This window comes from Streptomyces sp. NPDC104581 (genome assembly GCF_055583685.1).
Window position 1 is genome coordinate 1 of record NZ_JBVJNN010000078.1, and the last position, 10,793, is coordinate 10,793.

The following is a 10,793-nucleotide window of genomic DNA, read 5'->3' on the forward strand; positions in this document are numbered from 1 at the left end:
CCCCCCCCCCCCCCCCCCCCCCCCCCCCCCCCCCCCCCCCCCCCCCCCCCCCCCCCCCCCCCCCCCCCCCCCCCCCCCCCCCCCCCCCCGCTGCCGTGCGTCCGGCTTCACCCGGGGCACCCAGGTCGTGTCTTGAAAGTCCCGCCTGGCCCGGGACGCCCGGCGCGGCACCACGCCGCGTGGTCGTAGTCGGAGTCGGCCGAGTACGCCCCGTACGAGACCGGTCCTCCGCCTCGCGACGCACCGCGACGGCCGCCGCGAGCCCCGCCCTGCGGGCGGAAGGCGCCACTTCGAAGACACGACCTAGCGCGGCGTCTCCCAGGTCACGGTCGTGTCCTCCTCACCCGCCGCGGGCTCGCCGTCGTCCGAGACGACCAGCCGCACCCCGTCCCGGCCGTCCGGCAGCCGGGCCGTCGCGTCGACCTCCACGTCGATCGACGTCACCCCCGCCCTGCGGTGCGCGGCGGCCAGCGCGCCGCGCAGCGCGGCCAGCAGCCCGTTGTGCAGGGTCTCCTCCACGAGGGTGTCCACGGCTCCCGTGAAGTGCACGGACGGCTGGAATCCCAGCAGGGCCGCCGCGCCCGCCGTCTCGCGCAGCACCTTGCCGCGCAGGCTCGTGGGGGCGTCGGCGGGTGGCTGCTGGAGGGCGAAGATCGTCGTGCGTACCTCCTGGATCGTGGAGTCCAGCTCGTCCACGGCACGGCCGAGCAGATCGGACAGCTCACCCTCGCCCGCGCGCCGCCGGGTCGACTCCAGCATCATCTCGGTGGCGAACAGCCGCTGCACGACCAGATCGTGCAGGTCACGGGCGATCCGGTCGCGGTCCTCGAAGACCGCCAGCCGCTCCCGGTTGTGCTGGGCGTCCGCCAGGACCAGCGCGAGCGCGGCCTGGGAGGCGAACTGTGTGGCCAGCAGCCGGTCCACGGCGGTGTACGGGCGTCCGCCGCGCCTGCGCGGGAGGGCGAGCGTGCCGATCAGCCGGCCGCCGCTCTGGAGCGGCAGCATCATGCTGGGCCCGAAGCGGGTCCGGACGTGGGTGGTCATCCTGGGGTCGGTCGCCGAGTCGTCGATGTACACCGGTTCGCCGCTGAGGAGTTGGTCGAGCACGGGCGAGCCGGGCGCGATGTTCGTGCCCACGATGTCACCGGGGTCGTCCAGCGCGGAGGCGGCGACGATCTCCATACCGCCCTCCTCGGTGGGCAGGAGCACCACGCCTGCGGCGGCCCCGGCCAGGATTCGCGCCGACTTCGCCAGTGTGGTCAGGGCGTCCGCCGCGGGCTCACCGCTGAGCAGCGCGGTCGTGACGGCGGCGGCACCCTCGATCCAGCGTTCGCGCTGGCGGGCCGTTCCGTACAGCCGCGCGTTGCCGATCGCGATGCCGGCCTGAGAGGCGAGCACCCGCAGCAGGGCCAGGTCCTCCTCGGTGAAGGGGCCGTGCCGCTTGCGGGCGAGACAGAGGTGGCCGAGTACGTCGTTGTGGACCCGGACGGGGACGCCGAGGCTGAGGGAGCTGCCCGGGTGGCCGAGCAGACCGGTGTGTCCGGTGGGGAGCCGGGTGATCCGGCGGCGCTCGTCGTCGCTGAGCCCGACGGAGAAGAGTTCGGCGATACGGCTCCGGCCCCGGTCGGGCCCCCGGCCGTGTGCGGGGCCGGCGAGCGCGAGTGCGCCGTAACGCGCGTCGGTGAGGTCGGCGGCGCTCTCGACGACGTGCTGGAGGGTGGCGGCCAGCTCGCCCTCGGTCCCGACGTTGAGGACGGCGTCGAGCAGCATGGGCAGCCGGGGGGTCTTCTTCGGGGGGCGCTCCCGGCCGGGCCCGCCGGCGTCGCCGTCCCGGTCGTCCACGGACTCATCGGCCCCGGCCCCGGCCTCGTGGCCGCCGCCACCGCCGGGGGCCGCGTCCGTGGACCCGTTCGCGCCCGCGTGCCCGTGCCCGCTGTCTTCTCCGCTGTCGTTCCCGGTGTCGTCCGGCCGTCCGCCGCCCGCCGTCACGTCACTCGGCGTGCGCCAGCGGATCGAGCACCAGCGGCTGGATCTTCCCGTCCAGCATCGCCCCGAGCCCCAGGATCGCGCAGACGTCGGGCCGCTCGGCGATCTGCACCGGCATGCCCGTCGCGTCACGCAGCATCTGGTCGAGGCCGGGCAGCAGCGCGCTCCCGCCGACCATCATGATCCCGGTGTCGGCGAGATCGGCGACCAGGTCCGGGGGGCAGTCGCGCAGCACCTTGCCGATGCCGTCGAGCACGGCCGTGAGCGGGGTGTGGATGGCCTGCCGCACGGCGGCGGTGTCCACCACGACGGACCGTGCGAGGCCCGTCGCCACGTCACGGCCGTGGATCTCCGTCGAGGTGGGCCCTTCGGGGGTGATGCCGTTGCCGCGCAGCGCGAGCTGGAGCGGCCGGACGGACTGGCTCGGCAGCATCAACTCGTGCTGGTGGCGCAGGTGCTGGATGACCGCGTGGTCGATGGCGTTGCCGCCGACCGGCACCCGCTGGGCCGTCACGATCGATCCCAGCGACAGCACGGCGACCTGGGTGGTGGCCGCCCCGCACACCATGATCATGGTGGCGGTCGGCTTCTCCACCGGCAGCCCGCAGCCGACGGCGGCGGCGATGAGCGTGTCGACCAGCTCGACCCGGCGGGCCCCGAGACCCACCAGGGTCTCGATCGCCGCCCGCTGGGCCAGCGGGTCGCTGTCGTGCGGGGTGCACGCCGCAGCCCTCAGCCGGGGCTTTCTGCGGAGCTGGCGGCGGAGCTTCTCACCCAGGAGATGGCGGAGCATCCGCTGGGCCATCTCGATGTCCACGACGGTCCCGCCGGACACGGGGCGGGTGACGCGGATGTAGTCCGGCGTACGGCCCGTCATCTGCTCGGCCAGGGCGCCGACGGCGATGAGCGCCCCGCTGCGGGTGTTCACCGCGGCCACGCTCGGCTCGTCCACGACGAGACCGGCTCCCTTCACAAAGACCCGGGTCCTGGCGGCCCCGAGATCGACGGCGACATGGCAACGGCGCAACTGCTCAAGGCTGACGGTCACGGCGGGTTCTTCTCCCGGGAGCGGCTGGGGTGGTTCACCGGCGGGCGGCCGGCCCTCTTCGCATCGTGGGCGCGCCGGGGGCTGTGCGCGCGCTGGGATGCGCCGGTCGGGGTACGGGGCGGGGCGCCGTGCCGGGACCCGCCCTGACGCACCGCCAGACGCGCACCGCCAGACGCGCACCGCCCGGCCCGCCCGGTCTCAGGCCCTGGGCGACCACCGCTGGAGCAGGCCCCAGGTGAACTCCGCGGCGCACGGCCCCGTCCCCGGCACGTCGAACGCCAGACCCCAGCGGGTCGGCGCCGTGCCCTCCATCGGTCTGGCCGGGGCGAAGGCGCGGGCGACCTCGTCGACCGTGCACGACCAGGGACGCAGATCGCCGGCCGTACGCAGTTCGGGGCCCGGTTCGCCGGGCGCCCGCACCAGCCACTCGTTCCACACACCGCCGCCCGGCGCCGCCGTCACCTCGAAGCGCAGCGAGGGCCAGAGCGCAACGGGCCACAGCAGCACCTCGCACGCCAGATCGCCGACCTGGCGGGGGAACGTGGCCTCCGGCGTGCCGAGCACCGAGCGGTAGCGCGCCAGTGAGCCGCGGGCGCGCGGGGAGCGGACCATGGCCTGCCAGCGCCGGTTGGCCTCCCTCATCTCGCCGAGGGAGGCGCCCAGTTCACGCCGGGCGTCCTCGACCAGTCCGGGCTGGTGGTCGGCCATCCGGCGCAGCAGTACGAGCTGGAAGTCGCGTGGCCCGAAGGGCCGGGACGTTCCACCGGCTCCGGCCGATGTCGTGGCATTCATAGCGACATCGTGCCCCTTCGGGTCAGGTCGGGCGGCGGTTTGGTGGAAGGACCGATTCCACACAGGATCTTCACGTCGCGGGTGCCCGCGTCGACGCCGGTCGGATTATCTTCAGGGCGCCATGGACTACTGCCACCACTGCCAGCGGCACCTCAACGGCGCCCTGGCGTGCGCGGGGTGCGGGACGCCCGCCGAGGAGTTGCGGCTCCACGACCCCGTTCCGCACGAGGCGGAGGTTGTCCTCGCCACACGCGACTACGGCGAGGGGGCCGACCGGGGTCCACGCCGTCCGCGCGGCTCCCGCAAGCGCAAGATGTCCCGGCGTGAGCGCCGTGAGATGCGTGCCGAGCGCGGTGCGCACCGGCGCAAGGGCCGGGCCGTCCTGCTCACCGTGACGGGTCTGGTCCTGGCGGTCGGCGCGCTGAGCCTGGCCGAGCTGGCGCTGGAGTCCGGCGGTGACGGTGACGCCACCTCCGTACAGGAGGACAGGGCCATCGATCTCGATGGCGGGCCGCCCCCGCCGGGTCCGAAGGACCCCGAGGAGCCGGGCCCGGTGGAAGGCACCCCCTCGTCGTCCACGGGCTCCCCGCGTCCCGGCGGTGACGGTTCGCCGGACCCCTCCGCGACGGGTGACGGTGAGGGGACGGGGTCGGAGGCGCCGGACGAGGAGTCCCCGGAGTCGACCGAGCCGGCCGGGCCGAGCGACGAGCCGGACCCCGGCGGCTCTCCGGATCCCACGGACTCCACCGGCCCCACGGGTGATCCGAGCACCCCGGGGCAGCCGAATCAGCCGCCGCCTCCGACGCCCTCTCCGTCCGAGACGGAGCCGGAGGAGGACGACTGCGTGCTGGTGATCTTCTGCTTCTGATCCTCCGCCGCTGAGACGGCGCGGGGTCACTCCCCGGCGTCGTCCCCCAGCATCCGCCGCAGCAGATCCCGCAGCACCGTCCGCTCGTCGACCGACAGGTCCGCGAGCGGTTCACGCGCGAAGTTCAGCCCGTCCCGGAGCCGCCGCGCGGTGTCGCGCCCCTGCTCGGTGGGTGCCGCGAGCTTCACCCGCCGGTCCGAGGGGTCGGGCCGCCGCTCGACCAGGCCGCGTGACTCCAGCCGGTCCACGATCCCCGTGACGTTCGACGGCTCGCACTTCAGCTTCCGCGCGATCTGCCGCATGGGCATGGGCTGAATGGACAGCAGCCCCAGCACGCGCGCCTGCGCGCCGGTGAGCGAGTGCTCCGCGGCGGCGTGGTCGTACTCCTCGTAATAGCGGGCCACGACCGTGCCGATGAGTCCGACGACTTCGAGGGTCAGGGGGTCCGAGTGCTCAGTGGCCATACACGCCAGGTTACCCGTTTACTTGACAACATGAAATATCTAGGAGCATGGTTGTTTCAGATGGTGAAGCTTTCCCGGTGAAACCCGAGGGGTGAGCGTCCGAGCACCCGGGCGTCCCGACCGGAGCAGCACCCGAGACCCGCAACCCGAGGAGACATCGCACCCATGACCGCTCTTCCCGCGTCCGGCCGCGAATGGCATCTCGTCGCCCGCCCGCACGGCTGGCCGAAGGCCGAGGACGTCGCCCTGCGCGAGGCCCCGGTGACCGAGCCGGGCGAGGGCAGGATCCTCGTCCGCAACAAGCACTTCTCGGTCGACCCGTACATGCGCGGCCGGATGAACGACGTGAAGTCGTACACCCCGCCGTTCAAACTCGACCACCCCATGGACGGCGGGGCCGTCGGCGAGGTCGTCGCCTCGAACGCGGACGGGTTCGCGGTCGGCGACCATGTGCTGCACGGGCTCGGCTGGCGGGAGTACGCGCAGCTGCCGGCCCGGCACGCGGTCAAGGTCGACGCCTCGATCGCACCGCTCAGCGCCTATCTCGGCGTCCTCGGCATGCCGGGCCTCACCGCCTACGCGGGACTCTTCGAGGTCGCCTCCTTCAAGGAGGGTGACGCCGTGTTCGTCTCCGGCGCCGCGGGCGCCGTCGGCAGCCAGGTCGGCCAACTCGCCCGCATCAGGGGCGCGTCGCGGGTCATCGGCTCGGCCGGATCCGACGACAAGGTCCGACTTCTCGTGGAGGAGTACGGTTTCGACGCCGCCTTCAACTACAAGAGCGGCGGTTCGGTCAAGGAGCAGCTCAAGGAGGCCGCGCCCGACGGCATCGACGTCTACTTCGACAACGTCGGCGGTGAGCACCTGGAGGCCGCGATCTCCTCGTTCAACCTGCACGGCCGCGCCACCATCTGCGGAATGATCTCGCTCTACAACAGCACCGAGGCCGCCCCCGCCCCGCGCAACCTCGCGCAGGTCATCGGCAAGCGGCTGCGCCTCCAGGGCATGCTCGTGGGCGACCACCAGGCCCTCCAGCCGCAGTTCGTGAAGGACGTGGCCGGCTGGCTCGCCTCCGGCGAGCTGAAGTACCGGGAGACCTCCGTGGAGGGCATCGACAACGGCTTCGACGCCTTCCTCGGTCTGCTCCGCGGCGAGAACACCGGAAAGATGATCGTCACCCTCAACTGACGCCCAGCCGTTAGGCTCGTGCCAGGCCGTCGCGGTCCGTGGGCGCGAGCCGCGGCGTACAAGAAGAAGGACACCCCCGAATGACCATCCAGAAGATCGACACCCTCTACACGGCTGTCGCCACCGCCGAGAACGGCCGTGACGGCCGGGTCTCCACGGACGACGGCCGGCTCGACGTCGTCGTCAACCCGCCCAAGTCGATGGGCGGCAGTGGCGCCGGCACGAACCCGGAGCAGCTCTTCGCCGCCGGTTACAGCGCCTGCTTCCAGGGCGCGCTCGGCGTGGTCGCCCGTAAGGAGAAGGCGGACATATCCGGGTCGACCGTGACCGCCAGGGTCAGCATCGGCAAGTCCGAGGCCGGTGGCTTCGGACTTGAGGTCGAACTGGAGGCGTCCATCCCGAACGTGGACGCCGCCACCGCGAAGGACCTGCTGGAGAAGGCGCACCAGGTGTGCCCGTACTCCAACGCCACGCGCGGCAACATCAAGGTCGAGCTGTCCGTCGTCTGACCGGCGGCGCCGGGCACGACCGCCCTTTCTCCGTAAGGAAGGCCGCACCCCGCTCGCGGGGTGCGGCCTTCCGCGCCTGTCGGTGCGACGAACGCGCCTCCTACGGAAGGCGGTTCAGCAGCGCCCGGCCCACCTGGGCGAAGGCGCCCTTCGGGTGGTCGCGGAACAGCGGCTCGGTGCCGAACAGCGTGACCGGCGCACCGGCCGCCGCCGTACCGCTCACGATCGCCGCCTGACCGGCCGCGGCCTGCGGACCGCCCGTGCCGTCCTCGTCGGCGCGCCAGTGGCCCGAGACGAGCGGGTTGCCGCCGCCGTACGACTGCTCGGTGCGCACACCCTTGCCGAGGGCGGTGTACCAGATCGGCGAGTAGACGAACGAGTGGGGCTGCGTGCCGCCGGTGACCGGTCCGGGCGTGTTGACCACCCGCACCACGCCGTTGGCGTTCCCGTTGCCCCGTACCGGCGTGGCCGTCAGCAGAGCGGCCTCGGTGTTGAACGTCGCACCACCGGAGCCCAGCGCCACCACGGGCGCGCCCCCGGCGAGGAACTCACCGAGCGCGGCGCGGGCGGTCTCGTTCAGCGAGCGGTGGCTGAGCCCCGTCGACACGTACAGCGCGTCGGCCTTCGACCAGTCGAAGCCCGCGTTCGCCGTCGCCGTCGACACCGGCAGCACCTCGAAGCCCATCTCGCGCAGCGCGAACAGCTCGCCCGAGTTCACGGCGGCGGCGACCGTCGTACGGCGCAGGTCCGCGACGCCCTTGTCCTTCGTGGCGGCGAAGACGACGCCGTACCGGTCGGCAAGGATCTCCGCCTTCTTACGGGCCGACGACGGCACGATCGCCGCGCCGTCCGCCGTCCGGCGCACCTTCACGTCCTGCGCCAGCAGGGAGTTGAGTGCGGCGAACTCCTTCGGGTCGTCCAGCCGCAGCTTCAGATCGCCGCCGCGGGCCACCGAGCCGACGGGCGACGCGGCGGCGACCTCGCGACCGGAGAAGCTCAGCGAGCCCCGCTGGACCTTGGTGACGTTCGCGCCCCACAGCAGCCCCAGGCTCCAGCCCGAGATGTCGTACATCGACGAGACGTCCGCGCTGATGTCCCGGCCCTCGTCCAGGATGACGTTGGCGAGACCGCGCTTGGCCTGCTCCATGTCGACCACGTACGAACCGGCCGGATACGTGCGGCCCGCCACCTTGAAGCTCTTGCGGGCCTGCTCCACCTTCACGTCGTTGGCGATCAGATGGTCGACGAGTCGCGCGGCGGCCGACGCCGAACGCTGGCCGTCGCCGGCCGGGATCACGTACGCGCGCGGGAAGTCGGTCGTGTAGATGTCCTCCGGACCGATACCGGGCACGCCGGGCACCGTCTCCTCGGAGACGACCCGCTGCTTCTCGCCCGCGACACCGCGCCGGAACGTCTCTATCTGGTCGGCTATCAGCGTCTTGCGGTGGTCGAGCGCGAAGTCGAGCGTGGCGCGCATCGCCGCGCCCGCGACATCGGTGTTGATCGCGGACCTGCGGCGCAACTCCTCGACGGGCAGGTTGTTGTAGTCGTTGTTGTTGACCCGCATCGGGATCTCGATGGTGTGCGAGGCGACCGTGCCCTGGAACGCCATGTACTGCGGTGTGAAGATCGGCGGCCAGTCGTCCCAGCCCTCCTCCTGGTCACGGAAGGGGATGACGGGCGGCTGCACGCCGTCCTTCTCGGCCGTGTAGCCGAGGTCGTTGACCGCTTCCTCCATACCGAGGGCGTTGGCGTAGGAGTTCTTGAGGAACAGGTCGTACTCGTAGTTCTCGCCGTGCGGCGGCGTCGTCGGCTCGATGAGCGTGCCGTTGACGTATCCGTGCAGATCGAGCATGACCGCGGGCTGCTTGTCGACGGCTATCTGCCGGATCGCGCGTGCCTCCGGCTGCGAGGCGGTGATGAAGTCCCGGTTGAGGTCGATGCCGTTGCCGTTGGCGCGGGTTCCGGCGATCCTGCCGTCCGGGTTCGCCGTCACGTTGAGGATGATCCGGCTGGTGGACAGCAGCTTCTTCGTACGGCTGTCCTTGGCCTTCGCCAGCTCCTCGATGAGCTTCAGGGCCGCGTCGGTGCCCTCCCACTCGTTGCCGTGGATGTTGTTGTTGATGAAGACCGGGGTCTTGTAACTCTCCTTGATGCGCTTGTCCTTGGCGGCCGACGCGGGGGAGTTCTCGATGCGCTCGCGCATCCGCTCCTGCTCGGCGGCCTCCTTCGCGCTCTCCGGAGCGGTGACCGTGACGAGATACAGGTCGTGCCCGCCCGCCGACCGGCCCGTGACCTCGACACTGACCCGGTTGCCCAGTTCCTGGAGGGCGTTGAGACGCGGAGCGAGCGCGTGGTACGGGGCCAGGCCCAGCTTGATGGCCTTGTCCGCCGGGTTCTCGGGCAGCGTGTCCAGGACGGTGCGGCGCGGGTAGCCGCCGTCCTTGCGCAGACCGAGCGAGGTCTTGCCGACCGCGGAGAGGGCCGCCGCGCCGGCCGACGGCAGCGCGGTGGAGGCGACGCGGGAGTCCGTGGTGCCACCGTCCCTCACCGGGTGCGACGACCGGCCGTCGTCGGCGCCGGGCGCGGCGAGCGCGGGCAGGGGGGCGAGCATCAGGGCGGCGGTGGCCGTGGCGGTGGCGAGCAGTACGGGTCTTGGCATACCCATGCGGATGTACCTCCGGGTCGTGCGGGGGGCGATCGTTCGGTTCAATAGGCAGGTCATACCGGTTGAACGTGTCAACAACAAGAGGTATCCGGACTCTCGTCCGTCCCGCCCGCACCATGGAACGGGCCGGGAACCAACCCGAAACAGCGGCGGAACAAGCCCGATAAGGTGACCGTATGCGTGATCTCGGTGTGGGCTTCGGCTACTTGGTGAAGGGCCAGCGCTGGGTCGGCGCGCACGGCAGATGGCTCGGCTTCGGGCTGCTGCCCGGACTGGTGACCCTCGTGCTGTACGCGGCGGCGCTCGTCGGCCTCTTCTACGGCGCGGACGATCTGACGGCCTGGGCGACGCCCTTCGCCGACGACTGGTCCTCGCCGTGGCAGGGCCTGTTCCGCGGCTTCCTCACCGTGCTGCTCGTCGTGCTCGTGCTGTTCCTCGCGGTGATCGCGTTCACGGCCGTGACGCTGCTGGTCGGACAGCCGTTCTACGAGTCGCTCTCCGAGGCGGTGGACCGCTCGGAGGGCGGCCACGTACCCGAGTCGGGGCTGTCGCTCTGGCGCGAACTGTGGGTCTCCGCGCGGGACAGCCTGCGGGTCCTGGGGCGGGTGGTGCTGTACGGCGTCCTGCTCTTCGCCCTCGGGTTCGTCCCGGTCCTCGGACAGACGGTCGTGCCGGTGCTCGGCTTCTGCGTGTCCGGCTTCTTCCTCGCGGAGGAGCTCAACGCGGTGGCGATGCAGCGGCGCGGTATCGAACTGAAGGAACGCCTCGCGCTGTTGCGCGGCCGCCGGCTGCTGACGCTGGGCTTCGGTGTCCCGCTGACGCTCGCGTTCCTGGTGCCGTTCGTCGCGGTGTTCCTGATGCCGGGGGCGGTGGCGGGGGCGACGCTGATGGCGCGGGACCTGACGAATGCGGGTGTCGCGGGTCCGGGTGCGGGTGACGACGCCGGCCAGACCGGTGCGCCGGCGGTCCCGCGCGAGTGGTGAAGGCGGCCGTCGGCCGTGTCGCGCGGCTCGCGGGCCGCGCTTGTCCTCAATCGCCGGACGGGCTCAGAACCTCCCGCCCGACGACCACCTCAAGCCCGTCCGACTTCTCAACCCGCTCCGGCGTTTGAGGACGGACCGGTCCACCGGGCGGGCCCGGTGGACCGCGTCGCACGCCGCTGGGTCGTGTCTTCGAAGTAGCGGGGGGGGGGGGCGGGGGGGGGGAGGGGGGGGGGGGGGGGGGGGTGGGGGGGGGGGGGGGGACGGCGTCTTCCGGAGGTGCCCTGAAGCAA

Annotated in this window: 9 protein-coding genes; 4 read left to right on the forward strand and 5 right to left on the reverse strand. The window is 72.3% G+C overall.

All coding sequences use genetic code 11. The annotated features are described in order from the left end of the window. Positions 1–303: 303 nt before the first annotated feature. The 3 genes from ACZ61E_RS32125 to ACZ61E_RS32135 all read right to left on the reverse strand — a co-directional run bounded on the left by ACZ61E_RS32125 (position 304) and on the right by ACZ61E_RS32135 (position 3,826). Entirely contained in the window at positions 304–1,770 is a 1,467-nt protein-coding gene (locus ACZ61E_RS32125; protein WP_469703908.1) for a sensor histidine kinase, read from the reverse strand. A gap of 220 nt (positions 1,771–1,990) precedes the next feature. Next, positions 1,991–3,034 (reverse strand): rod shape-determining protein, encoded by a 1,044-nt coding sequence (locus tag ACZ61E_RS32130; protein ID WP_469703896.1) that lies wholly within the window; start codon positions 3,032–3,034, stop codon positions 1,991–1,993. Positions 3,035–3,232: 198 nt separating this feature from the next. Next, positions 3,233–3,826, reverse strand: coding sequence for a hypothetical protein (locus ACZ61E_RS32135; protein ID WP_469703897.1), 594 nt, complete (start codon positions 3,824–3,826; stop codon positions 3,233–3,235). A 121-nt stretch (positions 3,827–3,947) separates the two neighbouring features. Here ACZ61E_RS32135 and ACZ61E_RS32140 point away from each other — a divergent pair, with 121 nt between their 5' ends. Continuing rightward, a complete protein-coding gene (locus tag ACZ61E_RS32140; protein WP_469703899.1) occupies positions 3,948–4,694 on the forward strand; it encodes an SCO2400 family protein in 747 nt (248 codons plus the stop codon). Between the two features lie 26 nt (positions 4,695–4,720). On the opposite strand, the gene ACZ61E_RS32145 is transcribed toward ACZ61E_RS32140, so the two are convergent. Beyond that, positions 4,721–5,158, reverse strand: a complete 438-nt coding sequence (locus ACZ61E_RS32145) for a MarR family winged helix-turn-helix transcriptional regulator (RefSeq protein WP_469703900.1) — start codon at positions 5,156–5,158, stop codon at positions 4,721–4,723. Positions 5,159–5,323: 165 nt separating this feature from the next. On the opposite strand from ACZ61E_RS32145, the gene ACZ61E_RS32150 reads away from it, so the two are divergent. Together ACZ61E_RS32150 and ACZ61E_RS32155 are read left to right on the forward strand one after the other, a co-directional pair. Continuing rightward, the gene (locus tag ACZ61E_RS32150; protein ID WP_469703902.1) at positions 5,324–6,343 is read left to right on the forward strand and encodes an NADP-dependent oxidoreductase; all 1,020 of its coding nucleotides are present in this window, start codon (positions 5,324–5,326) and stop codon (positions 6,341–6,343) included. An 80-nt stretch (positions 6,344–6,423) separates the two neighbouring features. Continuing rightward, positions 6,424–6,852 carry an organic hydroperoxide resistance protein gene (locus tag ACZ61E_RS32155; protein ID WP_469703904.1) on the forward strand — a complete coding sequence of 143 codons (429 nt, stop codon included), beginning with the start codon at positions 6,424–6,426 and terminating at the stop codon, positions 6,850–6,852. A gap of 100 nt (positions 6,853–6,952) precedes the next feature. On the opposite strand, the gene ACZ61E_RS32160 is transcribed toward ACZ61E_RS32155, so the two are convergent. Next, a complete protein-coding gene (locus tag ACZ61E_RS32160; protein ID WP_469703906.1) occupies positions 6,953–9,520 on the reverse strand; it encodes a M14 family zinc carboxypeptidase in 2,568 nt (855 codons plus the stop codon). 176 nt (positions 9,521–9,696) lie between these two features. On the opposite strand from ACZ61E_RS32160, the gene ACZ61E_RS32165 reads away from it, so the two are divergent. Next, positions 9,697–10,503, forward strand: coding sequence for an EI24 domain-containing protein (locus tag ACZ61E_RS32165; protein ID WP_469703907.1), 807 nt, complete (start codon positions 9,697–9,699; stop codon positions 10,501–10,503). Positions 10,504–10,793 lie beyond the last annotated feature (290 nt).

Coding starts and splice junctions, on each gene's coding strand:
- ACZ61E_RS32150 (WP_469703902.1), top strand. CDS start 5,324: ATGACCGCTCTTCCCGCGTCCGGCCGCGAATGGCATCTCGTCGCCCGC.
- ACZ61E_RS32135 (WP_469703897.1), bottom strand. CDS start 3,826: ATGAATGCCACGACATCGGCCGGAGCCGGTGGAACGTCCCGGCCCTTC.
- ACZ61E_RS32145 (WP_469703900.1), bottom strand. CDS start 5,158: ATGGCCACTGAGCACTCGGACCCCCTGACCCTCGAAGTCGTCGGACTC.
- ACZ61E_RS32160 (WP_469703906.1), bottom strand. CDS start 9,520: ATGGGTATGCCAAGACCCGTACTGCTCGCCACCGCCACGGCCACCGCC.
- ACZ61E_RS32125 (WP_469703908.1), bottom strand. CDS start 1,770: ATGCTGCTCGACGCCGTCCTCAACGTCGGGACCGAGGGCGAGCTGGCC.
- ACZ61E_RS32155 (WP_469703904.1), top strand. CDS start 6,424: ATGACCATCCAGAAGATCGACACCCTCTACACGGCTGTCGCCACCGCC.
- ACZ61E_RS32140 (WP_469703899.1), top strand. CDS start 3,948: ATGGACTACTGCCACCACTGCCAGCGGCACCTCAACGGCGCCCTGGCG.
- ACZ61E_RS32165 (WP_469703907.1), top strand. CDS start 9,697: ATGCGTGATCTCGGTGTGGGCTTCGGCTACTTGGTGAAGGGCCAGCGC.